Below are 22,992 nucleotides of genomic sequence, written 5' to 3' on the forward strand. Positions count from 1 at the left end.
CGCCAAAAGGCGGCCGATTCCTGCGCATAGTTTCGCCCGCGCTGCAATGCGTCGTCAACGTCGCGAGAAGGGCCGATGAGGTGGGAGGCTGGAACAATGACCCGTTCCGGGCTCGTTAGGGCTGCTTCCTTCCGGACCTGACCCGGTTGGCGAGTGGATCGTCCACCACCAACCTCCCGCCGTCCATATCGGCAATTCGGCGACGAAATGCAAGGGCGCAGGCAAATCGGCTGCACCAGCCACGAGATTCGCTTGCAGCCTCGATGCAGCCGCTCTAGCGTTCATGACTCTGAGGAAAACACCAAAAGCAAGGGAAACGCCGATGCTGCCGGGCCTGAAGGCCGGATTCACGCTGGATACCCGGCTGGAGGCGGACAGCGAGCAGTTGATGTGGCTTGGGCTGTGTGAACTGCGCGTGATGAACGACCGCCGCTGGCCATGGCTGCTTCTGGTGCCGCAGCGGCCGGGCGTGGAGGAAATCCACGACATGACGCCGCTCGACCAGACAATGCTGACCTTCGAGACCAATATGGTGGCGCAGGCGCTGAAGAAGGTGACCGGCTGCACCAAGATCAACACCGGCGCGCTCGGCAACATCGTGCGCCAGCTGCACATCCACGTCATCGCCCGTTCGGAAGGCGATCCCGGCTGGCCCGGCCCGGTGTGGGGACACGGCCTGCGCGAGCCCTATCAGCGCTCCGAGCTGCGCCAGTTTGCCGAAACGATAAGGGCGGCGCTATAAGCCTTCCCGTGTCCATCCCGAACGTGTCCATCCCGAACGCCCAGAGTCCGCATGAGCTTTAGCCTGTTTGACGCGCCCTTGCGCGAGCCGAGCCAATTCGTCGGCTTCGCCGGCAACAGTATCGACCGACAATCCGAGAACCGCGCCGACGATTCGGTCGACAAAGCGCTCGCCGATCCTGGAACCAGGCTGCTTTTGATGCAGGGCGGCCGGCTCTACCTGAAGGTTCGTGACGGCAGCTTCGACCCCTGGTTCGGCGTCGCGGAAAGCCTGCCCTTCCAGACCTTGCCCGGCAGCGGCGTGCTGCTCGGATTCTCCGACCAGGGCCCGGTGCTGGCGGTGACCGCCGGCCTCGAGCCGGAACAGCTTCCCGAAACGGTCAAGGCCATCGACTACCGCTCGGTCTATATGCAAGGCCTGATCGACGAAGCGGCCGCCGGGGCGATGGCGCAGGGCGCCGCGCTGCTCGCCTGGCACGCCAGCCATCGTTTCTGCAGCAAATGCGGGACCGAGTCACAAATGCGGGCCGGCGGCTACAAGCGCCATTGCCCGAATTGCGGCACCGAGCATTTTCCACGCACCGATCCGGTGGCGATCATGCTGACGGCGACGCGCGAGAAATGCCTGCTCGGGCGCGGCCGGCATTTCGCGCCGGGCATGTATTCCGCCCTTGCCGGCTTCATCGAGCCGGGCGAGACGATCGAGGCGGCGGTGCGCCGCGAGACGCTGGAGGAGGCGGGAATCCGGCTCGGCCGCGTCGTCTACCACGCCAGCCAGCCCTGGCCATTCCCCTATTCGCTGATGATCGGCTGCTTCGGCGAACCGCTCAATGAAGACATCCAGGCCGACCTCAACGAGCTGGAAGACTGCCGCTGGTTCTTGCGCGACGAGGTGCGCCTGATGCTGACCAGGGAGCATCCGGGCAATCTGATCACGCCGCCGAAGGGAGCCATCGCGCATCACCTGATCCGCGCCTGGGTCGACAGCGAATAATGGAAATCAGGAGAGGGAAATGATCCGCCATACCGTCGTGTTCACGCTGAAGCATCCGCCGCACTCGCTGGAGGAAAAAAGGTTCCTGGTCGACGCCAGGAAAATCCTCTCGGCGATCAGGGGCGTCACCCATTTCGAACAATTGCGCCAGGTCAGCCCCAAGAACGACTACCAGTTCGGCTTCTCCATGGAATTCGCCGACCAGGCCGCCTATACCAGGTACAACGACCATCCCGACCACGTCGCCTTCGTGCGCGACCGCTGGATTCCTGAAGTCGAGACCTTCATGGAGATCGACTATGTGCCCCTTGGCTGGTAGCTCAATCCGCTACCTTCCACTGCTCGCGTGACTCACTCGCCGGATAGACGCCGAGGATCCGCACTTCGCGCGAGAAGAAGCGAAGCTCGTCCAGCGCCAGCTTGACCAGCGGATCGTCGGGGTGGCCCTCGATGTCGGCGTAGAACAGTGTCGCCGTGAAGGCGCCGAGTTGGTAGCTCTCGAGCTTGGTCATGTTGATGCCGTTGGTGGCGAAACCGCCCATCGCCTTGTAGAGCGCGGCCGGCACGTTGCGGACGCGGAAGATGAAGGTCGTCATCATCTTGGCGGCAGGCGACGGGCGTTCGGCCCACTGCTTGTTCTTGGTCAGGACGACGAAACGCGTGACGTTGGAATCGGTGTCCTCGACATTCTCCTCGATGATGTCGAGTTCATAGAGCGTTGCGGCCAATGCCGGGGACAGGGCGGCCATGGTGCGGTCCTTGACCTCGGAGACCATCTTGGCCGCGCCCGCCGTGTCGCCGGCGACAACCGCCTTCCAGCCATTTTTGCGGACGTATTTGCGGCACTGGCCGAGCGCATGGATGTGGCTGTGCACGGTTTTGATCTCGTCACGCTTCACACCTGGCAGCACCATCAGCTGGAAATGGATGGGCAGGAAATATTCGCCGACGATGTGCAGCCTCGATTCCGGCAGCAGATGGTGAATGTCGGCGACGCGCCCGGCGATGGTGTTCTCGATCGGGATCATGGCGAGATCGGCCTTGCCGGTTTCGACCGCGTTGAACGCATCCTCGAAGGTCGGGCACGGCAGCGGCTGCATCGAGGGATAGACGTTACGGCACGCGGTGTCGGAATTGGCGCCGGGCTCGCCCTGGAAGGATATTCTGTTGGTCTTTTCAGGCATGGCCAATTCTCGTTGAAGGGGTGTCGGTTCGGCGCTCAGTTTGAAAGGATCGTCCTGGCCCGTTCCAGGTCTTGCGGCGTGTCGACGCCGAGCGGCAGCGACCGCACGATCTCGGCGTCGATGCGCATGCCGGCTTCCAGCGCCCGCAACTGCTCCAGCCGCTCGCGGCGCTCCAGCGGCGACGGCTTGAGCGCCACGAAGCGCTCGAGCGCCGAGCGGCGATAGGCATAGAGGCCGATGTGATGATAGAGAGCGCCCTCGCCCCAGGGCGCGGTGGCGCGGGTGAAATAAAGCGCCCTCAGCCTGGTGGCCGACAATGGCGAGCCAACGATCTTGACGACGTTGGGATTGGTCTTTTCCTCGTCGCGCTCGATCTCGACGCCGAGCGTGGCGATGTCCACCGCCCTGTCCTCGAACGGCCTGAGCGAGGCCACGATGATCGCGGGATCGATGGTCGGCAGGTCACCCTGCACATTGACGATGGTTTCGACCTTGTTTGCCGGATCCAGCACCGTCAGGGCCTCGAATATCCGGTCCGAACCCGATTCGTGGTCCGAGCGCGTCATCACCGCCTCGAAACCATGCGCGCGCACCGCTTCCGCCACGCCTTGCGTGTCGGTCGCCACCACCACACGGCCAAGCCCGGCCTCGGCGGCGCGGCGCGCGACATGGACGATCATCGGGGCGCCGGCAATGTCGGCCAGCGGCTTGCCCGGGAGCCGGGTCGAGGCCATGCGGGCGGGGATCAGGATCAAGGTGGACATCGGTTTGGCGGGCGTTCGAAACGAGGAGGGGAAAGTGGCAAAAGGTCTCACTGGAAGCGCCCTTATAGGTGTTGCAACGCCGGAGCAAAAGACCTAGTTTCCGCGCGATTTGACCGGCTCTGGAGGGCAGGTCTCGATACCGACGGACGGAGTGGACGGATCGGTCCGCCGGAAAAGGGAGCAAGGGGCGTATGGATTCCAACGAAGTCAACAAGCTGCTCGCCGGATTGCTCGGAACCGTTTTCGTGGTGTTCTCGGTCGGCATCGTGTCGGACGCGCTGTTTGCCTCGCCCGCTCCGGAAAAGCCCGGCTTCGCCATCGAGGCCGCCGAGCCCGCCGAGGGCGGCCCCGCCGCTCCGGCAGCCGCCGAAAAGCCGATCGCGGATCTTCTGGCCAACGCAAGTGCCGAACAGGGCGCTGCCATCTTCAAGAAATGCCAGGCCTGCCACTCCGGCGAGAAGGGCGGCCCCAACAAGGTCGGCCCGGATTTGTGGGATCTCATCGACCGCCCGGTCGCCGAGCATGAGGGCTTCGCCTATTCGGCCGGCATGAAGGAGTTTTCCAAGGGCGGCACAGAGAAGTGGACCTACGACAACATCAACCACTTCATCACCTCGCCGAAAAAATTCGTGAAAGGCACGGCGATGGGCTTTGCCGGCCTGCCGAAGGAAGAAGACCGCGCCAACGTCATCGCCTATCTGCGCACGCTGTCGGACAATCCCAAGCCGCTGCCCGCGCCGGGCGCTGCCGCCGATGCATCCGCCCCCGCCAAGCCCGCCGAAGGGGCCGCACCGGCCAAGCCGGCCGAAGGCGCAGCTCCTGCCAAGCCAGCGGCGCCTGCGGCTCCCGCCGCACCAGCTCCGGCCGCCCCGGCACCGGCGCCTGCTCAATAAATCGGATATAGTCTCGACGACCTTGAAAAAGCCGGGTTCTGCCCGGCTTTTTCGTTAGGAAAACCGCCTCTACGGCGACAAAGCCGCGCATGGCGGTTTTCACGCGCGGCAAATCATCTAGATTGCCTTTCTGGATGATGGCACGCATCGCGAAGAGGACAGTGGATGACGCTTGGCCCAGTGCTTCTCAAATCGTTGCTGGCGGCAGCCCTGCTGGCCGCGGGGTTGCAGGCGGCCCTGGCCGATGAGTGGCGCACCACCTCATCGCTGATCGGCGAATCCAAATATGGCGACAATTTCCAGCACTACGACTACGTGAACCCCAACGCACCCAAAGGCGGCACGCTGAATTCGGTGGTACTGGGCACTTTCGACAGCTTCAATCCCTATATCGTGCAGGGTTCACCGGCCGCCGGCCTGGTCGGGTTCGGCGGCGGCCTGCTCTACGACACGCTGATGGAGCAGGCGACCGACGAAGGCAGTGTCAGCCATCCGCTGATCGCCGACGCCTACAAATACCCGGCCGACTTTTCCTCGGCGACTTACCGGCTCGACCCCCGCGCGAAATGGCATGACGGCCAGCCTATCACCGTCGACGACGTGATCTGGTCATTCCAGGTGCTGAAGGCGAACAGCCCGATGTACAGCCGCTATTTCGAGAATGTCACGGATGCCGTGGCCGTCTCGGATCGCGAAGTCGAGTTTCATTTCAGCCAGAAGGGCAACCGCGAGCTGCCTAAAATCCTGGGTGACCTCGCCGTGCTGCCGAAACATTGGTGGGAAGGCACGGATGCCAACGGCAAGAAGCGCGACGTCACCAGGCCGACGCTGGAGCCGCCGCTCGGCTCCGCCGCCTACAAGATCGCCAGCTTCAAGCCTGGCTCGGAAATCGTCTGGCAGCGCGTGCCGGACTATTGGGGTGCCAAGCTGCCGGTGAAGGTCGGCCGCGAGAATTTCGACAGGCAGCGTTTCACCTACATCCTTGATGACAATGCCGCCTGGCAGGCCTTCACCAAGGGCGGACTTGACGACATCAAACCGGAAAACAGTTCGAAGCGCTGGAAAACATTCTATGATTTCCCGGCGGTCAAGGCCGGCGATGTCATCAAGCAGGAATTCAAGACCACCTCGCCAGAGCCGATGCAGGCTTTCATGCTCAACCAGAGGCGCCCGCTGTTCCAGGACCGCCTGGTGCGGGCCGCGCTGACCTATCCTTTCGACTTCGAGACGATGAACCGTACGCTGTTCTACGGGTTCAACACTCGCACCAGCAGCTATTTCCAGGGAACTGAACTGGCCTCCAGCGGCTTGCCGCAAGGCAAGGAGCTGGAAATTCTTGAACAGTATCGCGACAAGCTGCCGCCCGAACTGTTCACCCAGGAATTCAAGCTGCCGGTCTACGATTCGCCGCAAGCCGAGCGCAAATACCTGAAGCAGGCTGTCGACCTCTTCGCCAAGGCTGGATGGGTGATCAAGGGCGGCAAGATGGTCAATGCCAAGACCGGCGAGCCGTTCAAGTTCGAGATACTCGGCTGGAACGACACCGACCAAGTCATCTCCAGCCCCTATATCGCCAATCTGCGCAAGATCGGCGTCGACGCCACGTTGCGCATCATCGACCAGACCCAGTACGTCAACCGCGTCAACAATTTCGACTACGATGTCATTATCGGGCAACTCGGCCAGTCGGAATCGCCTGGCAATGAGCAGCGCGACTTCTGGAGTTCCAAGGCCGCCGACAGGCCGGGATCGCGCAACTACGCCGGCATCAAGAACCCGGTCGTCGATGCCCTGGTCGATCGCATCATCTTCGCCACCGACCGCGAGGACCTGGTTGCCGCCACCCACGCGCTCGACCGCGTGCTGCTGTGGAACTACTACGTCGTGCCGCAGTACTATCGAGCCGTGGTCTGGCTGGCTTACTGGAACAAATTCGGCATTCCCGCCAAACAGCCGAGCTATATCGGCGCCGACCAGAATTCCTGGTGGATCGATCCGGAGAAGGAAAAGGCGCTGGCGGCCAAATACAAGGGCAACAATTGATGGCGGTGCTGCCCCGTCGCGATTTCCTGGGCCTGGGCAGTGCCGCCGCTGTCGCCGCCCTGTTGCCCGGAAAAGCCTTTGCCAATATTGCGACCGGCACCAAACTGCACGGCCTGTCCGCCTACGGCGACCTCAAATACAAACCGGATTTCACGCATTTCGACTACGTCAATCCGGATGCACCCAAGGGCGGCCAGATGAATTTCGCGCCGCCGAACGGCACGCTCAACCAAAGCTTCCTGACCTTCAACACGTTGAATTCCCTGGTATTGAAAGGAGATGCGCCGCCGCGCACCGAACTCTGTTTCGATTCCTTGATGGCAAGCGCGCTCGACGAGCCGGATGCGGTCTACGGCCTGCTTGCCGAGTCTGTCACCTTGTCGCAAGACCGCAACGGCTTCCGCTTCGCGCTGCGACCGCAAGCGCGTTTCCACGACGGCTCGCCGCTGACCGCCGAAGACGTCGTCTTCGCGTTGAAGCTTTACAAAGAGCAAGGGCATCCGAACCTTTCCCAGGCGTTGCGGTATATGACCGACGCGGTCGCCGAGGATCCGCTCACCCTCAACCTTACCTTCAACGGCGAACAGTCCGCGCAAAACATCCTCAGGATCGTGGCGATGCCGATCGTGTCCAAGGCCTTTTATGCGGCCAATGATTTCAATGCTTCGACGATGACGCCGCCGCTCGGCTCGGGACCATACAAAATGGGGCGAGTGGCCGCGGGACAGACAGTCGAATATGAGCGCGTGGCCGACTATTGGGGCCGCGACCTCCCGGTGAACCGCGGCCAGTATAATTTCGACCGTATCCGCATCGACTTCTATCTCGACCGGCAGGCGGCGTTCGAAGCCTTCAAGAAGGGTGACACGCATTTTCGCGAGGAGTTTACCGCGCGGGTCTGGGCGACCGGCTACGATTTTCCGGCGCTCAAGGACGGCAAGGTCGTCAAACGGGAATTTCCCGGCGAGAAGACGCCAGACATGCAGGGCGTCGCACTGAACCAGCGTCGTGCGCAATTCCGCGATGAGCGGGTGCGACGGGCGATCGCCCGGTGTTTCGATTTCGAATGGATGAAGCGGGCGTTGTTTTATGGCTCTTACGAGCGCTCTCAATCGAACTTCGAACGGTCGGATTACAAGGCCGAAGGCTTGCCCTCGCCTGAGGAATTGGTCCTGCTGGAGCCATTCCGGGCCGAGTTGCCACCGGAGGTTTTTGGCGAAGCCGTGACGCAGCCTCTGTCCGACGGGTCAGGCCATGACCGCAAGCTGCTGGGCGAGGCTTCGAGATTGCTCGCGCAAGCCGGCTGGAAGCGGGCGGGCAATTTCGTCGTCAACGACAAGGGCGAGCGGCTGCGGGTGGAAATGCTGACGGAGGATGACGGCATCGTTCGCATCTACACCCCATGGTCCGAGAATATGAAGGCGATCGGGATCGACGCTTCGATCCGGCAGGTCGATTCGGCGCAATATGAACAGCGGCAGAGCGATTTCGACTTCGATCTTACCGTGCTGCATTGGTCGATCGGGGCGACGCCGACTGATGACAGCCTGGAGATGCTCTATGATTCTCGAATGGCGAAAATCCCGGGGCAGCGCAACTACCCCGGAACAGAAAGCAAGGCCATCGACGCGTTGATCGTGGCAGCCGGCAAGGCGCGAAGCCGGTCCGAACTCGTCACCGCGCTCAGAGCGCTCGATCGGGTCTTGCGCGCGCGGCTGGACTGGATTCCAACATACTATCTGGCGAATCACCGCGTCGCCTATTGGGACATGTTCGGCTTCGTCGAGCAAAAGCCTGATTTCGGCTTTCCGGTCGAGACGCTGTGGTGGTTCGACAAGGGCAAGGCGGCAAAAATTGGCAAAGGCTGAATTTCTTGCGGGCGTAAGCACCGCCCCTCACCTGCCTGCCCGTCCTCCGCAGCAGCTGCGCCGCAGCTGCGGAGGGTGGACCGGCATCCTCTGCCCGTATAGTGACGGGGAAAGAGGCGCGTTCATCGACGGTTTCGCCAATCACATGCGTCGGGAGGGCACCATCTGATGGGCGCCTATATCCTGCGCCGCATCCTTTTGATGATTCCGACCCTGTTCGGCATCATGGCGATCTCGTTCGCCGTCATTCAGTTTGCCCCCGGCGGCCCGGTCGAGCAGGTCATCGCCAAGCTGACGAACCAGGGCGGCAGCGATCGTCTGGGCGGTGGCGGCGGCGATGCGGGCGGTGGTAATTTCGATGCCGCCGGCGACGTCGGTTCAAAATATCGCGGCGCGCAGGGGCTCGATCCGGAATTCATTAAGAAGCTGGAGAAGCAGTTCGGCTTCGACAAGCCGCCGCTCGAGCGCTTCGGCCTGATGCTGTGGAATTATATCCGGTTCGATTTCGGCGACAGTTATTTCCGCGACATTTCGGTGCTCAACCTGATCCTGGAAAAAATGCCGGTGTCGATCTCGATCGGGCTGTGGATCACGCTCCTGTCCTACCTGATCTCGATCCCGCTCGGCATCCGCAAGGCGGTGAAGGACGGCAGCCCCTTCGACATCTGGACCAGCGGCGTCGTCATCGTCGGCTATGCCATTCCGGGTTTCCTGTTCGGCATCATGCTGATGGTGCTGTTTGCCGGTGGTTCGTTCTGGGACTGGTTCCCGCTGCGCGGCATCGTCTCGGACAATTGGGACCAGTTGTCATGGCCGGCCAAGATCGGGGACTATCTCTGGCACATGACCTTGCCGCTGACGGCGCTGGTGCTGTCGGCCTTCGCCACGACGACGCTGCTGACCAAGAATTCCTTCCTGGAGGAAATCCGCAAGCAGTATGTGGTGACCGCCCGCGCCAAGGGCCTCTCGGAACGGCAGGTGCTCTATGGCCATGTCTTCCGCAACGCCATGCTGATCGTCATCGCCGGTTTTCCCGGCGCCTTCATCTCGGCCTTCTTCACCGGTTCGCTGCTGATCGAAAACATCTTCTCGCTCGATGGGCTCGGCCTGCTCGGCTTCCGGTCGGTGGTCGAACGCGACTATCCCGTGGTGTTCGCCAACCTCTACATCTTCTCGCTTCTCGGCCTGTTCGTCGGATTGCTGTCCGACCTCATCTACACCTGGGTCGATCCGCGCATCGATTTCGAGCGGAGAGACGTTTGATGTCGGAGGCAAGTGTTACCGCCGGGGTCGTGCCGGAGCGGATGCCGCGGCCGTTTCTGTCGCCGCTCAACAAGCGCCGCCTGCAGAACTTCAAGGCCAACCGGCGCGGCTACTGGTCGCTGTGGATCTTCCTTGTCCTGTTCGTGCTGTCGCTGTTCGCCGAATTCATCGCCAACGACAAGCCGATCATCGCCTCCTACAAGGGCGAGATCCTGTTTCCGGTGCTGGTCGCCTATCCCGAAGAGAAGTTCGGCGGCTTCTATGCCGTCACCGACTATCGCGACCCGGTGATCCAGGACGAGATCAACGCCAATGGCTGGATGATCTGGCCGCCGATCCGCTATTCATACCAGACCGTCAACAACGCCATTCCCGAAGCAGCCCCGGCCAAGCCGTCCTGGCAGTATGACGCCAAGACGCGCTGCAACCAGTACCCGCAAGGGCCTGCTGATCCGGCCTGCAGCGTCGGTAACTGGAACTGGCTGGGCACCGACGACCAGGCGCGCGACGTGCTGGCGCGGGTCATCTACGGTTTCCGTATCTCGGTGCTGTTCGGACTGATCCTGACCGCCGGCTCGGCTCTGATCGGCGTCGCGGCCGGCGCCCTACAGGGCTATTTCGGCGGCTGGACGGACCTGCTGTTCCAGCGCTTCATCGAGATATGGTCGGCTATCCCCGTGCTCTATCTCCTGCTTATCGTCGCCGCCATATTGCCGCCGGGCTTCTTCATCCTGCTCGGGCTGATGCTGCTGTTTTCCTGGGTGGCGTTGGTCGGCGTGGTGCGGGCCGAATTCCTGCGCGCGCGCAATTTCGAGTACGTCAACGCGGCGCGCGCGCTCGGCGTGCGCAACCGCACCATCATGTTCCGGCACCTGTTGCCCAACGCCATGGTGGCGACACTGACCTTCCTGCCGTTCCTGCTCTCAGGCTCGATCTCGACGCTGACCTCGCTAGACTATCTCGGTTTCGGCCTGCCGCCGGGCTCGGCCTCGCTTGGGGAATTGCTCAAGCAGGCGCAGCGCAATCTCAACGCGCCGTGGCTCGGCATTTCCGGCTTCGTCGTCATCTCGCTGATGCTGTCGCTGCTGGTCTTCGTCGGCGAAGCGACACGCGACGCCTTCGATCCGCGCAAGACGTTCCGATGAGCGAGCCTCCCCTGCTCTCGGTCCGGGACCTCAGCGTCGCCTTTGCGCAAGGCGGACAGCAGTCGCTGGCCGTCGATCACATCTCCTTCGACATCGCCAAGGGCGAGACGGTGGCGCTGGTCGGCGAATCCGGCTCCGGCAAATCGGTCTCGGCGCTGTCGGTGCTGAAGCTCTTGCCCTATCCCAGCGCAAGCCACCCCTCGGGCAGGATCCTGTTCCAGGGCGCCGACCTGCTCGCCATGAACGAGAAGCAACTGCGGCAGGTGCGCGGCAATAAGATCACCATGATCTTCCAGGAGCCGATGACCTCGCTCAATCCGCTGCACACGATCGAGCAGCAGATCGTCGAGATCCTGAAGCTGCACCAGGGCATGGCGGACCGCGCGGCCAAGGCGCGCACGCTGGCCCTGCTCAACGAGGTCGGCATCCGCGAGCCGCAGAAGCGCCTCGACGCCTATCCGCACCAGCTGTCCGGCGGCCAGCGCCAGCGCGTCATGATCGCCATGGCGCTGGCCAACGAGCCGGAACTCCTGATCGCCGACGAGCCGACGACGGCGCTCGACGTCACCGTGCAGGCGCAGATCCTCGAGCTGCTGGCCGGCTTGAAAAGCCGCAAGGGCATGTCGATGCTGTTCATCACCCATGATCTCGGCATCGTGCGCAAGATCGCCGACCGGGTGTGCGTGATGACCAAGGGCAAGATCGTCGAGATGGGGCCTACCAAGGACATCTTCGCCAATCCGCAGCACGCCTATACGCGCCATCTCCTGGCGGCCGAGCCCAAGGGCAAGCCACCCGCGGCCAACAGCGCCGCGGCACCCGTGATGACCGGCAAGGACATCAAAGTCTGGTTTCCGATCAAGCAGGGCTTCTTCCGACGCACCGTCGACCATGTGAAGGCGGTCGACGGCATCGATGTCACCGTGCGGGCCGGCCAGACGCTGGGCGTGGTTGGAGAGTCCGGGTCGGGCAAGACCACGCTCGGCCTGGCGCTGGCGCGGATGATCTCGTCGAGCGGAACCATCCAGTTCAACGGGCGCGACATCAACCAGCTCTCGTTCAACGCCATGCGCCCGCTCAGGCGCGAATTGCAGATCGTCTTCCAGGATCCTTTCGGCTCGCTGAGCCCCCGCATGTCCATCGCCGAGATCATCGAAGAAGGCTTGAAGATCCACGAGCCGAAGCTGTCGCTCGACGAGCGCGACGACAAGGTGGTCGACGTGCTGAAGGAAGTCGGGCTCGACCCGGCGACGCGCAACCGCTATCCGCACGAATTCTCCGGCGGCCAGCGCCAGCGCGTCGCCATTGCTCGCGCCATGGTGCTCAACCCGCGTTTCGTCATGCTGGACGAGCCGACCTCGGCGCTCGACATGAGCGTGCAGGCGCAGGTCGTCGACCTCCTGCGCAGCCTGCAGGCCAAGCATGACCTCGCCTATCTCTTCATCAGCCACGACCTCAAGGTCATCCGGGCCCTGGCCAACGATGTCATCGTCATGCGCAATGGCCAGATCGTCGAAGCCGGTCCTTCCGAACAGATTTTTGAAAAGCCGCAAACCGACTATACTCGGGCGCTGATCTCGGCCGCCTTCAAGATAGAAACCGCCCCGACGGGGGTCGTCAGCGAGTGACTCCTTCCTTCGCAATTCCGGACGGAAAGCCGCCTTGCGCCTTTCCCGCAATTGCTCCAAACCGAACAACAGGACAAAATCCATAAATGGAAAAAGGCAAAATCCTGCTTGCCGTCACCGGCTTTCACCCGCAGCGCTGGCGCGAACTGCTGTCCGCAGAGCGCGAGGTGGTGCTCGAGCCGGACGGCGCCAGCGATCCTTCGATCACCTATGCGGTGGTGTGGAAACAGCGGCCGAACCTGTTGGGGTCGCTGCCCAATCTGCGCGCCATCTTCTCGATCGGCGCCGGTGTCGACCACATCTTCTCCGATCCCAGCCTGCCGGACGTGCCGATCGTCAAGGTCGTCGCCGGCAACCTGGCCCAGCACATGACCGAATATGTCGTCTGGCGGGTGCTCGATCATCACCGCCAGGGCCTGCTGTACCGGTCGCAGCAGCCGAAGAAGATATGGCGCGAGCCGGCGCAGCGCACCGCTGAAGATATCTCTGTCGGCATCATGGGGCTCGGCAGTCTCGGCCGCGCGGCGGCGTCGGCGCTGCTGTCGCTCGGCTTCGCGGTCAATGGCTGGTCGCGCACCGACCGGCCGATGGAAGGTGTCGCGACCTATTGCGGCGAGGCCGGGCTGATCCCGTTCCTCAATGCCACAGACATACTGGTCGTGCTGCTGCCGCTGACGCCGGATACCAAGGGTATCATCAATTACGGCGTGCTGAAGGAATTGCGCAAGCGCAACGGTCTTGGCGGCTCGGTGCTGATCAATGCTGGTCGCGGCCGCCTGCAGAAGGATGCCGACATCGTGCGCGCGCTGGACGACGGCACGCTGAAGGAAGCGAGCCTCGACGTGTTCGAGGTCGAACCGCTGCCGAAGACCAGCCCGCTATGGGCCCATCCGAAAGTGTTCGTGACGCCGCATGCCGCGGCCACGTCCGATCCCGTCCACCTGGCGCCGATCATGCTGCGCCAGATGGACGCCTTCGAGCGGGGCGAAAAGCTGGAGAACCTGGTGGACCGCAAAGCGGGATATTAGGCCGCTGGCATGTGGTCATCGGGATCGCCTTAGACTAGGCGACCTGCGTCAGCCGGGCAGAGCGAACTTCTTCTGCTTGTCCGGCTTGCCGCAATCGCGGCGCTCGATAGACCGGTTCATGGCGTCGATCTCGCCGCTTGCCTTGTCGGCATCGCGCTTGGTCTTGGAGCGGATATCCGGAATGAACGGGCCGAAGCCCATCGCGGGGTTGGAGAATGTCGGCTTGGCCTGCTGGGTCAGATTGTATTGCCGAGCCAGGGCGTTGCGTTGCGCCAGCAACTGGCCGCAAGGCACGCTGTCATACTGCAGTGAAGACTGGACGTTTTCGTCCTGGCGCTCGGACATGGAGTTGCCGACACAGCCCGCCATAACGAGGCAAGAGGCCAAGGCCATCATGTTCCAGCGCATGGAAAATCCCTCCTTACGACACTGCCCCGACATAATCCGGCATGCGATTGGGGCTTTTTCGCAGCAGAGGCATCCGCAGGCCTCAGAGTGCGTTGCCTGACTGCTGCCCGGCGGGTGGCTGTAGGACGAGTCAGCAGTCTCTTGCAACAGGCTTCCCGCGCCCGAATTAGCCACTATCTTGGAACGATGCGCGCCAGCGACCTGCTCCATCCCCGGCCCGAGGGCCTTTACTGCCCGCCGGGCGACTTCTTCATCGACCCGGTGCGGCCGGTCAACCGGGCGCTGATCACGCACGGCCATTCCGACCACGCACGCTCCGGCCACGGCTCGGTGCTGGCGACGCAGCAGACGCTGGACATCATGAGGCTTCGCTATGGCGAGGGTTTTGCAGGCACGACACAGACGGCAGGACTGGGCGAGCGAATTGCCTTCAACGGCGTCGACATCAGCTTTCATCCGGCCGGCCATGTGCTGGGCTCGGCGCAGATCGCGGTCGTGCATCAGGGCATGCGCATCGTCGCCTCCGGCGACTACAAGCGGCAGCAGGACGCGACATGCCTGCCGTTCGAGCCAATCGCGTGCGATGTGTTCATCACCGAGGCAACCTTCGGCCTGCCGGTGTTTCGCCACCCGCCGGACGAGGAGGAGATCGCGCGGCTCCTGAAATCGGCGGCGCAGTTCCCCGAACGCTCGCATCTCATCGGAGCCTACGCGCTGGGCAAGGCGCAACGGGTGATGCGTCTGTTGCGCGACGCCGGCTACGACAGGCCGATCTATATCCACGGCGCGCTGGCCAAGCTCAGCGACTATTACCAGAGCCAGGGCATCGATCTCGGCACGCTGGAGCCGGCGACAGTGGAGAGCGCCAGCAAGGATGATTTCACCGGCGCCATCGTCGTCGGTCCGCCGGCCGCCTTCGCCGATCGCTGGGCGAGGCGCTTTCCCGATCCGATCTCCTGCTTCGCCTCGGGCTGGATGCGCATCCGCCAGCGCGCCAAGCAGGGCGGCGTCGAGCTGCCGCTGATCATTTCGGATCATGCCGACTGGGACGAACTGACCGCCACGATCAAGGAGACCGGCGCAGAGGAAATCTGGGTGACACACGGCCGCGAGGAGGCGCTGGTGCGCTGGTGCGAACTCGAAGGCATCGCGGCGCGGCCACTGCATCTGGTGGGGTATGAGGACGAGGGCGATTGATGGCATGAATCGCTTCGCCGAACTGCTCGACCGCCTTGTGCTGACGCCGTCGCGCAACGGCAAGCTGACGCTGCTGACCGATTATTTCCGCAGCGTCGAGGATCCCGATCGCGGGCTGGCGCTGGCTGCCATCACCGGCGACCTCAACATCGCCGCGATCAAGCCGGCGATGCTGCGCACCCTGGTGACCGAACGCATGGATCCGGTGCTGTTCGGCTATTCCTACGACTATGTCGGCGATCTCGCCGAGACCGTGTCGCTGGTCTGGCCGCAGACGCCCGGAACCATACCGAACCGTGAGCCGACGCTCGGTGAGGTGGTCGCGAAGCTGCAGGCGGCGAGCCGCTCCGACGGCCCGAAAGTGCTGTCAAACCTGCTCGACAGTGCCGGCATCTCGGCCCGCTTCGCCATCATCAAGCTGGTCACCGGCGGGTTGCGCATCGGGGTGTCGGCGCGGCTGGCCAAGCAGGCACTGGCGGATTTCGGCAAGGTCGACGTCGCCGAGATCGAGGAACTCTGGCACGGGCTGTCGCCGCCGTACACAGCCTTGTTCGCATGGCTGGAAGGCAAGGCCGCAAAGCCCGAGAGGGCCGCGCGGGCACTGTTCCGGCCGGTGATGCTGTCCAACCCGGTCGGCGACGGCGATCTCGACAGGCTCGACCCCGCCGATTACGTGGCCGAGTGGAAATGGGACGGCATCCGCGTCCAGGCGGTGTCGGAAGGCGGCATCCGCCGGCTCTATTCGCGCACCGGCGACGATGTCTCCGGCGCCTTTCCCGACCTCGCCGAGGCGATGGTTTTCTCGGCCACGCTCGACGGGGAATTGCTGGTCGGCGATCCCCGGGAAGCGACAGGGACATTCTCGGATCTCCAGCAGCGGTTGAACCGCAAGACGGTGTCACTGAAGATGCAGCAGCAATATCCGGCTTTCATGCGTTGCTACGACCTTTTGCAGGTCGGCGCGGAGGATTTGCGGGGATTGCCCTTCCGGGAGCGGCGCGTCCGCCTCGAAAACTTCGTGAAAACGCTCGACCCGAGCCGCTTCGATCTTTCGCCATTCGTCGCGTTCTCGGACTGGCAGGCGCTGGAGGAACTGCGCCGGGCGCCGCCGCACCCGATCATCGAAGGCGTGATGCTGAAGCGCTGGGATTCGCCCTATGTCGCCGGCCGGCCGAAGGGGCCCTGGTTCAAATGGAAACGTGACCCGCACACGGTGGACGCCGTGCTCATGTACGCCCAGCGCGGCCACGGCAAGCGCTCGAGCTTCTACTCCGATTACACGTTCGGCGTCTGGTCCGGAGCGGAAGGCGAGGAGGAACTGGTGCCGGTCGGCAAGGCCTATTTCGGCTTCACCGACGAGGAATTGAGGCAGATCGACAAATATGTCCGCGACAACACGATCGAGCGTTTCGGGCCTGTGCGCTCGGTGCGCGCCGACCGTGACAACGGGCTGGTGCTGGAAGTCGCCTTCGAAGGGCTCAACCGTTCGACGCGTCACAAATCCGGCGTTGCCATGCGCTTTCCCCGCATCTCGCGGCTGCGCTGGGACAAGCCCGCCAACGAGGCCGACCACATCGAGACGCTGCAGGCGCTGCTCGATCGTTGATCGCACCCTCTCCGGTGCCGGCGCTCAAGGCTCGACGGAGACGCGGATCTCGTAAATGTTGACCGCCTTGCCCTGCTTGTCGAAATCGGAGTTGATGGCGATCGTTCCGGCCGAGCCGGGCCGCTTGTCGGGGAATTTCACGTCGAAGAGATATTCGTTGCGCTGCTGGCCGACCGCATAGCGTTTGCGGCCGCAATCACCAAGCTCGCCGAAATTGCAGTCGACCGAGATCTGCGTGTCCTTGCCGTCCTCGGCGCGGGCGACGATATCGAACACGGCGTGCTTGCCGGCGAGCTTCTCCAGCACGCCTTGCCCGACATCGAAGCTGATCGCCGAACCGGAAGCGCCGGACTGGATGCGCAGGAATGGCCCGGAATCGTCCTTCATCGTTTCCGCCTTGGCGTCCGACGGAGCGCTGACATGCGCCGGGTCGGTGGGCGAAAACACGTTGATCCAGTTGCGCGCCTGATCGGCAGCGCCGGGCTTTTCCGGCCCGGTCTCGCCATCCGCCGGCGTGAAATCGTCGTCCTCGACGGTCGGCGGCGCTTCGGGCGGCGCGGTGTCGAGCTGAGCCTGGGTCTTGAAGACGCCGGTCTGCATGGCGAAAAACAGGCCGATGCCGACCGCGGCGAGCAGCGTCACGGTGAGGAAGATGGCGGTCAGCGGCAGGCGCCGGCCCCTGATGCGCCTCTCGTCGCGATCGGGCGCCACTTCAGCCGTGGCTTCGGACGAAGCGGGAGCCGACATGTCGATGGACGGCACGCCGGAAAGGGTCGCGTCGGGCATGATGTCTGGAACGACCGGCAAGACGCGCGAGCGCGGGGCATCGGCAGCCGGCTGTGCAGGCTCGTCGACGGAAACTGCGGGCGGCGCCGCGCTCTCGCCGGTTGCGGCGGGTGCAGCCGGGCTCGCCGGAAGCTCGACCGCCGGTGCATCGGACTCAGCCTGGGGAGCGACATCCGGCACCGCCGGCAGGAATTCGGATTCGATTTCGGTGATCTTGGCCTGTATCGCCTTGCGGCGCTTGATGGCGACTTCCACCGTCACGCCGGGATTGGCCTGGAGCGCGCGGTCGAGCGCGGCGAAAGCCGAGCGATAGACCTTTTCGCGGTATGCGCGGTCCTCGGCATTGCCTCTTTCGAGGGCGTTCCGGATCGCTTTTTCGATTGCGTCCAAGCGAGATCCCTCTGTGCGTTGCCCAAACCTCGCCATGATCGTTAGCCGCAGCCGACCAATCAATCAACGGGCGAGCGTCCGCATTCTGCCTCGTTGGAGTGTCCAAAGTCCATCTTGGCGGTATTCCGGCAACGAAATCAACATGCTTCATTGATCTTTGCCGGCAGGGAGGCACGGGGCCAGGCGCAATGTCCCGGCCGATCGGTAAGGGCGTGGCAGCCGGCTTTGTCGGCGATGCGTCGGGGCGGAACGACGCGCAACACGAATTGCCGGGCCGCATCCTGAATTCGCGATCGCCCATCTTGAATTCGCCGTCGGTTGAGTCTATCACCCAGCCCATCTTGGAGGCCTAACGCTTCCCGGGCCGCTTTAGCTCAGTTGGTAGAGCACATCATTCGTAATGATGGGGTCGCGTGTTCGAGTCACGCAAGCGGCACCACTTCCCCAGCCACTGCTGCCGTTGCCATCATGGCATCTGCCCCTGCCACAAGGGTAATCCACTTTCGGCAGCGAAGTCTTTGTCCTCCGCGTAGATCGGTTCGCCTCTTCTCACCACCCGCCGAAGCAGGGCCGCATCTTCGTTGGCGTGATATCGAAAGGCGTTTCGGGTGTCGTATCCGTGCCCGGCCTGGGACAGGGAAAACCCGCTGACGACGACAGGGGCAAAGCCGGCGAAACGCGCCAGTATGATCGCGAAGGCTCCAGTGGAGATCTTCCGGTGCCAGCCGCGGAACATATGATATTTGCCGCTAAGCTGCCAGACGACGTTGGCAAGCTGCCATTTGGTAAGCGCCTGCAAGGTCTCATAATGATAGTCGAAGGTGCGACAACCGGCTTTCAGCTTGTCCTCGACATCAGGCCAAACCGGGATGATCAGGTGCTTTGCCTGCCGTCCTCTCAACAAATCACGCTTGTAGAAATCCTGTTCGCTGGCGTCGACAAAAATGCCGCGGCGGATCACGGCAATATCGGGAACGGGGAGGCCGACGGTTTCCGCCAAAAGCTGGGAAGCATTGACGGTCACAAGTGCCCAATCGGCATCATGTCCCTGCGGGAGGCGAAAATTCGGCGCCGAGCCCATCACCAAGGCGGGACCCGTGGCCCTGGGCAGGCGAAGAATTGGCTTTGAGAAGGCTGGCAAGAGATCCGAAAGCGGAGTTTTCATCCGGGAATCTGAACCGCCTGTTCCTCAAACGCGCGCAGGATGCTCTCTTCCCGGCTCCACAATTCGTCCCATTGCGTGGTGCCGGACCAACCCGCAAACCAAGGGCCGCCGAGCGTATAATGCGCCAGCGAGACATCGGCGGGATCGAGTTCGGAAGCCGAAGCCCCGACGAGGTAGTTCCACGCCAGGGGCAATTCGCCGATCTCATGGTCCTCAAGCCATTTGAAGGCGTGGAGGTCACGTCCGGGCCACGTATTGAGCATCTCCTTGGTCAGCCGCTTGTTGGCGGGATGATCCAGATTCCATAAAACGACCGACGACCAGTTCTTGCGGCGATAGAACGTCTGCGTTTGTCCGTCCATCTTGACCGCTTCGGATTCGCGTTGCTGGTGCTTGACCGCCATGATCGCGTAGGAAGGATCGAGCAGATCGAGCAGTTTGACCGGATCCTTCAGAAACAGGACGTCGCAATCGCAGAACATGGCCCAGCCGCTTTGCCCCATGAACGGAACGGCAAAGCGCGATATGGCAAACTCGGTCGCCATCGGCGCCTCGGAAATCGGGCACCAGAGCTTACCGTCACGTACTTCCATCGGTCGCGTCATGATTCCTTGGGCTACAAGGTCCTTGAGCACGAGCGGCTGTATCTGCAACGGGGTGCTTGTCCGCCGATAGGCGCTCCATCGCGCCACGTCTAGAACTCGGGATTCGCGCGGATCATAGCCAATGTAGATTGGTATCATGTGGCAGTTCTGTAATCTGATGTGAATTTAGACGAATCTAGCATGGCAGCACTGCACGCGGAAGACCAGAAGCACATTCGCAATGCCGTGTGTCCGGGTTGCCACGAGCGTTTCATCTCTGAAGGTGTCGATGGTGTTTTTGCGCGACAAGAGCCAAGCAACCGGCATCGCGCCTCTTGACGACGGACCTGTCGAGCGGGTCGTCGCACTCACATTTGAGACAGCTCACCAGCAAGCCACATCGACCGTTGTTATTGGACCTCACATCTCCTGGCCTGGCCCGTCCAGAGTGGCAGACCGAGCGAGTCCGCCACGTGCGGATCGCTCGTATAAAGGGGGAAACCGAGCGCCAACAGCGCCAGCAGGGTGGCACGGTCGGAACCGACGTGCATCCGGTCGATGTTCAGTTTGTTGTACACATGGCCGTGCGAACCTGGGTCAATACCCGTGATGATCACGGCCGGCGCGCCGTTATGCAAGGCGTAAAGGACCGCCGTGATCCCGGTCGAGAACTTCTCCTCCAGATGCATCTCGAAATTGGGCACACCCATCACTGCTTCGTAGAGCGCCATGCGCTGGTGACGGGTCATCGTGCGCAGGTCGCGACAGCGGTAGTTGAAGGCCGCGATGTTGCAGCGCAATTCCTCCATCGTGCGGTGTGCACGCACAATCCAGAGCAGATCGGTCTCCTGGCCGGTCAAGACGGCGCGCACGGCCACAGCGTTGGGCTTGGTCGCGTCAAGTTGGTTGACGTAAAGAAATGTCGCGTCAGGAGTACCCATCCCCCAGCGGGCAGTCACGGTCTGCGAGCCATTCACGGTAAAGAGTGTGAAAGCATCGCGCTGAAAACCCACCGGCGGGTTCGAGACCGGCGCGGAGCCCACGACGAGGACCGGCTTTGTAAGCGGCACAGGGTGCCGTGGCGCCTGGGGGTGCAGCAGGCGATATAACAGTTTCCGCTTAACCACGAGAAGCGGGTGATCGAACAAGCGCTTGCGCAGCGGCTTCTGTGCATCGGGATTCGCTGCGCTATGCTCTGCAATCTCCAGAGCGATCCCCTTGGCCTTCGCCAAACCGGCCTCCTCTCAATGCTTTCCCGGGCATGTACTCCCCCCTGCCAGCCGGCGTTGATCAGCGGCTTGATCGTTGGGGCAGGCAGCAACCATAACGTGACGAATCATTTCCTCTGGCGCTCTGATGGGAACCCTTCGCTTTTCCCCAAGCGCTTCAAGCCTCTCTCACTCAATGTCGCAACTCTACTGTATTCGGCACGAGACTGCATGCGGGTTGCTGTTGTTTGTTGCTTCTGATCACGGTTCGATAGAACTCCGTCCGAAACTCATGGTGCCAGATCGGCAGCATCGCCGAAGCGATAGCCGCGCTCAATACTCAGCAGAGGATCAATCTCCACCAGCCGAACAGGAATTTCAACATCCAATTTCGACAACAAACGGCAAGACACATTGCTGCAACTGCGACCGAATCTGCAACTGCGACCGAGACCCGACCTCAAAACGCCGCCTGGCACTGTGGATCGCGATGCTGGCCGAATGCATCCGCCATTGTCGAGACCGAGGTTTGATGTGAAACTCCCGGCGTCAGCATGGGAGGTCAAAATGCCCAACAGTTTCAAGACCGGAGACGTCGTCAAGCTGAAGTCCGGAGGCCCGAAGATGACGATAAGCGACGGTGCCGCCTCCGGCACATATATGTGCCATTGGTTCAACCGCGAGGGCGATGTATGGACCCCGCAGCATGCCGGCTTCAAGCCGGACCAGCTGGTGGTGGCGGACCAATCGACATAGAGCGGTTCATCGCTTCGCGGAAGCGGCGAAACGCTCTATCTCTTTGTTTTTACGCAATTCCATAGGGAAGCGCTACGCGCTTTTCCAGGGGAAACCGTACACACTTTTCTTGGAATTGCTCTAGTTCCTGCCCTTCGGCTGAAGGGTTCGAACATGGCGCAAGCAGCGCCCGATCGGGCGCGTTGTTGCGGCATGCGCCTGCCGGCACAAAAGTCACCGACGGATTTCTACCGCCGCTGCGTTTAACGGGAGAAGCGTCGCCACGGCACAATGCCATGGCAGCGCGCTAACCGGAGACGCCAGCATGATACGCCGTTCGATCCTTGCCGCTGCCTTGAGCCTGCTGACCGCCACGGCGTTCGCCCAGACGGCGACACAGCCTCCGGCCGCGACGTCCCCTTCTGCACCGCCTCCCGCTGCCGCGCCAGCCGCGTCAAAGACCAGGCCCGACATCACGCTGGCCAAATTCCAGAAGCGGCGTGAGAAGGCGATCATGGCCGCCGACACGGATGGCGACGGCAAGATCAGCCTGCGGGAATGGGAGGCCCTCCAGGCAAAGCGCGGCACCAAGGGCGACCCGACACAGTCCTTCGCGCGCGCCGACTCGAACCATGACGGCTTCATCGACCGCGCCGAACTCGATGCCTTCTTCGCCGAGCGCTTCGCCAGGTTGGACAAGAATGGCGACGGCGTTCTGAGCGTCGACGAAATGCCGGGCCACAAAACCGCTCCCAAGACGGAGCAATGAACGGGGGTAATGGCACGCGATGAGCATCAGGGGTGCGCCAGCCGATGAGCGCGGATCCGGACGAGGAGCTGGTTCGCCGTATCGGCGCCGGCGATCCGGCGGCCGTGCAAACGCTCGTCGCGCGCAAACTGCCGCGTATCCTGGCGCTTGCCGTGCGCATGCTGGGCGACGCGGCGGAAGCCGAGGATGTCGCGCAGGAGACCTTCGTCCGAATCTGGCGGCATGCCTCGGGCTGGCGGCGCGGCAATGCCCGCTTCGACACCTGGATCCACCGGGTGACGCTGAACCTTTGCTACGACCGGCTGCGCCGCCGCCGCGAATGGGTGACAGACGATCTGCCGGAGGTGGTAGACCCGGCGCCGCTTCCGGATACCCAGCCGCGGGAAGACACGTGGCGCGTCGAACAGGCCTTGCGAGCCATCGCGCCGCGGCAGCGCGAAGCCATCATCCTGGTCTACTATCAGGACATGTCGAACATCGAGGCGGCCACGACCCTGGAGATCAGCGTCGATGCCCTGGAGAGCCTACTTTCGCGCGGGCGCAGGGCGCTGCAGGCGATCCTGGCCAGGGACGGTGTCCATGAATGAGAACCG

The 22,992-nt window shown here is 62.8% G+C and carries 22 protein-coding genes, 1 tRNA gene and 1 other RNA gene; 16 read left to right on the forward strand and 8 right to left on the reverse strand.

Annotated features, from left to right (window positions below):
* Window positions 1-80 precede the first annotated feature (80 nt).
* Window positions 81-177: signal recognition particle sRNA small type (gene ffs, locus LB545_RS16000), an RNA gene on the reverse strand.
* 145 nt (window positions 178-322) lie between these two features.
* Here ffs and LB545_RS16005 point away from each other — a divergent pair.
* From LB545_RS16005 to LB545_RS16015, 3 genes are read left to right on the forward strand one after another with little or no spacing between them, the layout of a single operon-like run.
* A complete protein-coding gene (locus LB545_RS16005; RefSeq protein WP_140670842.1) occupies window positions 323-742 on the forward strand; it encodes an HIT family protein in 420 nt (139 codons plus the stop codon).
* A gap of 51 nt (window positions 743-793) precedes the next feature.
* Window positions 794-1,735, forward strand: a complete 942-nt coding sequence (gene nudC, locus LB545_RS16010; RefSeq protein WP_140896351.1) for an NAD(+) diphosphatase — start codon at window positions 794-796, stop codon at window positions 1,733-1,735.
* Between the two features lie 19 nt (window positions 1,736-1,754).
* Window positions 1,755-2,054 (forward strand): Dabb family protein, encoded by a 300-nt coding sequence (locus LB545_RS16015; protein WP_140496873.1) that lies wholly within the window; start codon window positions 1,755-1,757, stop codon window positions 2,052-2,054.
* 1 nt (window position 2,055) lies between these two features.
* Here LB545_RS16015 and LB545_RS16020 read toward each other — a convergent pair whose 3' ends face one another.
* Both LB545_RS16020 and LB545_RS16025 read right to left on the reverse strand, forming a co-directional pair.
* Window positions 2,056-2,919: a prephenate dehydratase gene (locus LB545_RS16020; RefSeq protein ID WP_140564881.1), complete on the reverse strand. Its 864-nt coding sequence runs from the start codon at window positions 2,917-2,919 to the stop codon at window positions 2,056-2,058.
* A gap of 35 nt (window positions 2,920-2,954) precedes the next feature.
* Window positions 2,955-3,683, reverse strand: coding sequence for a 3-deoxy-manno-octulosonate cytidylyltransferase (locus LB545_RS16025; RefSeq protein ID WP_140523806.1), 729 nt, complete (start codon window positions 3,681-3,683; stop codon window positions 2,955-2,957).
* Window positions 3,684-3,874: 191 nt separating this feature from the next.
* Here LB545_RS16025 and LB545_RS16030 point away from each other — a divergent pair, with 191 nt between their 5' ends.
* The 7 genes from LB545_RS16030 to LB545_RS16060 all read left to right on the forward strand — a co-directional run bounded on the left by LB545_RS16030 (window position 3,875) and on the right by LB545_RS16060 (window position 13,551).
* The gene (locus LB545_RS16030) at window positions 3,875-4,576 is read left to right on the forward strand and encodes a c-type cytochrome (RefSeq protein ID WP_140496880.1); all 702 of its coding nucleotides are present in this window, start codon (window positions 3,875-3,877) and stop codon (window positions 4,574-4,576) included.
* Window positions 4,577-4,741: 165 nt separating this feature from the next.
* Window positions 4,742-6,619: an extracellular solute-binding protein gene (locus LB545_RS16035; RefSeq protein ID WP_140556752.1), complete on the forward strand. Its 1,878-nt coding sequence runs from the start codon at window positions 4,742-4,744 to the stop codon at window positions 6,617-6,619.
* A complete protein-coding gene (locus LB545_RS16040) occupies window positions 6,619-8,487 on the forward strand; it encodes an extracellular solute-binding protein (RefSeq protein WP_140559693.1) in 1,869 nt (622 codons plus the stop codon). Before LB545_RS16035 ends, LB545_RS16040 begins: the two co-directional genes overlap by 1 nt.
* Window positions 8,488-8,655: 168 nt before the next feature.
* Window positions 8,656-9,750: a microcin C ABC transporter permease YejB gene (locus tag LB545_RS16045; RefSeq protein ID WP_140496886.1), complete on the forward strand. Its 1,095-nt coding sequence runs from the start codon at window positions 8,656-8,658 to the stop codon at window positions 9,748-9,750.
* Window positions 9,750-10,895, forward strand: a complete 1,146-nt coding sequence (locus LB545_RS16050; RefSeq protein ID WP_140523799.1) for an ABC transporter permease — start codon at window positions 9,750-9,752, stop codon at window positions 10,893-10,895. The genes LB545_RS16045 and LB545_RS16050 overlap by 1 nt, the downstream gene beginning before the upstream one ends.
* Window positions 10,892-12,523 (forward strand): ABC transporter ATP-binding protein, encoded by a 1,632-nt coding sequence (locus LB545_RS16055; RefSeq protein ID WP_140513100.1) that lies wholly within the window; start codon window positions 10,892-10,894, stop codon window positions 12,521-12,523. Before LB545_RS16050 ends, LB545_RS16055 begins: the two co-directional genes overlap by 4 nt.
* A gap of 86 nt (window positions 12,524-12,609) precedes the next feature.
* Window positions 12,610-13,551 (forward strand): 2-hydroxyacid dehydrogenase, encoded by a 942-nt coding sequence (locus LB545_RS16060; protein ID WP_140496893.1) that lies wholly within the window; start codon window positions 12,610-12,612, stop codon window positions 13,549-13,551.
* Between the two features lie 48 nt (window positions 13,552-13,599).
* Here LB545_RS16060 and LB545_RS16065 read toward each other — a convergent pair whose 3' ends face one another.
* Complete coding sequence (locus tag LB545_RS16065; RefSeq protein WP_140559694.1) at window positions 13,600-13,959, reverse strand: hypothetical protein; 360 nt, start codon at window positions 13,957-13,959, stop codon at window positions 13,600-13,602.
* A gap of 186 nt (window positions 13,960-14,145) precedes the next feature.
* Here LB545_RS16065 and LB545_RS16070 point away from each other — a divergent pair, with 186 nt between their 5' ends.
* Entirely contained in the window at window positions 14,146-15,156 is a 1,011-nt protein-coding gene (locus LB545_RS16070; protein WP_140496897.1) for a ligase-associated DNA damage response exonuclease, read from the forward strand.
* Window positions 15,157-15,160: 4 nt separating this feature from the next.
* Entirely contained in the window at window positions 15,161-16,762 is a 1,602-nt protein-coding gene (locus tag LB545_RS16075; RefSeq protein ID WP_140523788.1) for a cisplatin damage response ATP-dependent DNA ligase, read from the forward strand.
* A 24-nt stretch (window positions 16,763-16,786) separates the two neighbouring features.
* Here LB545_RS16075 and LB545_RS16080 read toward each other — a convergent pair whose 3' ends face one another.
* Window positions 16,787-17,938 (reverse strand): hypothetical protein, encoded by a 1,152-nt coding sequence (locus LB545_RS16080; RefSeq protein WP_140496901.1) that lies wholly within the window; start codon window positions 17,936-17,938, stop codon window positions 16,787-16,789.
* Between the two features lie 363 nt (window positions 17,939-18,301).
* On the opposite strand from LB545_RS16080, the gene LB545_RS16085 reads away from it, so the two are divergent.
* Window positions 18,302-18,377 (forward strand) — tRNA-Thr (locus tag LB545_RS16085).
* Between the two features lie 27 nt (window positions 18,378-18,404).
* On the opposite strand, the gene LB545_RS16090 is transcribed toward LB545_RS16085, so the two are convergent.
* The 3 genes from LB545_RS16090 to LB545_RS16105 form a co-directional block, all read right to left on the reverse strand.
* Window positions 18,405-19,103, reverse strand: a complete 699-nt coding sequence (locus LB545_RS16090; RefSeq protein ID WP_140523785.1) for a hypothetical protein — start codon at window positions 19,101-19,103, stop codon at window positions 18,405-18,407.
* Entirely contained in the window at window positions 19,100-19,696 is a 597-nt protein-coding gene (locus LB545_RS16095) for a hypothetical protein (protein ID WP_224646591.1), read from the reverse strand. The genes LB545_RS16090 and LB545_RS16095 overlap by 4 nt, the downstream gene beginning before the upstream one ends.
* 401 nt (window positions 19,697-20,097) lie before the next feature.
* Window positions 20,098-20,919 carry a membrane-anchored protein gene (locus LB545_RS16105; RefSeq protein ID WP_224671420.1) on the reverse strand — a complete coding sequence of 274 codons (822 nt, stop codon included), beginning with the start codon at window positions 20,917-20,919 and terminating at the stop codon, window positions 20,098-20,100.
* Between the two features lie 543 nt (window positions 20,920-21,462).
* Between LB545_RS16105 and LB545_RS16110 the strand changes: the two genes are divergently transcribed.
* The 3 genes from LB545_RS16110 (at window position 21,463) to LB545_RS16120 (ending at window position 22,986) form a co-directional block, all read left to right on the forward strand.
* Window positions 21,463-21,651, forward strand: coding sequence for a YodC family protein (locus tag LB545_RS16110; protein ID WP_140496939.1), 189 nt, complete (start codon window positions 21,463-21,465; stop codon window positions 21,649-21,651).
* Between the two features lie 304 nt (window positions 21,652-21,955).
* Entirely contained in the window at window positions 21,956-22,399 is a 444-nt protein-coding gene (locus LB545_RS16115; RefSeq protein ID WP_140523783.1) for an EF-hand domain-containing protein, read from the forward strand.
* Between the two features lie 44 nt (window positions 22,400-22,443).
* On the forward strand, window positions 22,444-22,986 hold the full coding sequence (locus LB545_RS16120; RefSeq protein WP_140524064.1) for an RNA polymerase sigma factor: 543 nt from the start codon (window positions 22,444-22,446) through the stop codon (window positions 22,984-22,986).
* The last annotated feature ends 6 nt before the right edge of the window (window positions 22,987-22,992 follow it).

The organism is Mesorhizobium sp. BR1-1-6 (assembly GCF_020165355.1).
Classification (GTDB): domain Bacteria; phylum Pseudomonadota; class Alphaproteobacteria; order Rhizobiales; family Rhizobiaceae; genus Mesorhizobium.

What these genes read in the sequence shown, in the direction of transcription:
- LB545_RS16005 (WP_140670842.1), top strand. Translation starts at nt 323, where the DNA reads ATGCTGCCGGGCCTGAAGGCCGGATTCACGCTGGATACCCGGCTGGAG.
- nudC (WP_140896351.1), top strand. Translation starts at nt 794, where the DNA reads ATGAGCTTTAGCCTGTTTGACGCGCCCTTGCGCGAGCCGAGCCAATTC.
- LB545_RS16015 (WP_140496873.1), top strand. Translation starts at nt 1,755, where the DNA reads ATGATCCGCCATACCGTCGTGTTCACGCTGAAGCATCCGCCGCACTCG.
- LB545_RS16020 (WP_140564881.1), bottom strand. Translation starts at nt 2,919, where the DNA reads ATGCCTGAAAAGACCAACAGAATATCCTTCCAGGGCGAGCCCGGCGCC.
- LB545_RS16025 (WP_140523806.1), bottom strand. Translation starts at nt 3,683, where the DNA reads ATGTCCACCTTGATCCTGATCCCCGCCCGCATGGCCTCGACCCGGCTC.
- LB545_RS16030 (WP_140496880.1), top strand. Translation starts at nt 3,875, where the DNA reads ATGGATTCCAACGAAGTCAACAAGCTGCTCGCCGGATTGCTCGGAACC.
- LB545_RS16035 (WP_140556752.1), top strand. Translation starts at nt 4,742, where the DNA reads ATGACGCTTGGCCCAGTGCTTCTCAAATCGTTGCTGGCGGCAGCCCTG.
- LB545_RS16040 (WP_140559693.1), top strand. Translation starts at nt 6,619, where the DNA reads ATGGCGGTGCTGCCCCGTCGCGATTTCCTGGGCCTGGGCAGTGCCGCC.
- LB545_RS16045 (WP_140496886.1), top strand. Translation starts at nt 8,656, where the DNA reads ATGGGCGCCTATATCCTGCGCCGCATCCTTTTGATGATTCCGACCCTG.
- LB545_RS16050 (WP_140523799.1), top strand. Translation starts at nt 9,750, where the DNA reads ATGTCGGAGGCAAGTGTTACCGCCGGGGTCGTGCCGGAGCGGATGCCG.
- LB545_RS16055 (WP_140513100.1), top strand. Translation starts at nt 10,892, where the DNA reads ATGAGCGAGCCTCCCCTGCTCTCGGTCCGGGACCTCAGCGTCGCCTTT.
- LB545_RS16060 (WP_140496893.1), top strand. Translation starts at nt 12,610, where the DNA reads ATGGAAAAAGGCAAAATCCTGCTTGCCGTCACCGGCTTTCACCCGCAG.
- LB545_RS16065 (WP_140559694.1), bottom strand. Translation starts at nt 13,959, where the DNA reads ATGCGCTGGAACATGATGGCCTTGGCCTCTTGCCTCGTTATGGCGGGC.
- LB545_RS16070 (WP_140496897.1), top strand. Translation starts at nt 14,146, where the DNA reads ATGCGCGCCAGCGACCTGCTCCATCCCCGGCCCGAGGGCCTTTACTGC.
- LB545_RS16075 (WP_140523788.1), top strand. Translation starts at nt 15,161, where the DNA reads ATGAATCGCTTCGCCGAACTGCTCGACCGCCTTGTGCTGACGCCGTCG.
- LB545_RS16090 (WP_140523785.1), bottom strand. Translation starts at nt 19,103, where the DNA reads ATGAAAACTCCGCTTTCGGATCTCTTGCCAGCCTTCTCAAAGCCAATT.
- LB545_RS16095 (WP_224646591.1), bottom strand. Translation starts at nt 19,696, where the DNA reads ATGGAAGTACGTGACGGTAAGCTCTGGTGCCCGATTTCCGAGGCGCCG.
- LB545_RS16110 (WP_140496939.1), top strand. Translation starts at nt 21,463, where the DNA reads ATGCCCAACAGTTTCAAGACCGGAGACGTCGTCAAGCTGAAGTCCGGA.
- LB545_RS16115 (WP_140523783.1), top strand. Translation starts at nt 21,956, where the DNA reads ATGATACGCCGTTCGATCCTTGCCGCTGCCTTGAGCCTGCTGACCGCC.
- LB545_RS16120 (WP_140524064.1), top strand. Translation starts at nt 22,444, where the DNA reads ATGAGCGCGGATCCGGACGAGGAGCTGGTTCGCCGTATCGGCGCCGGC.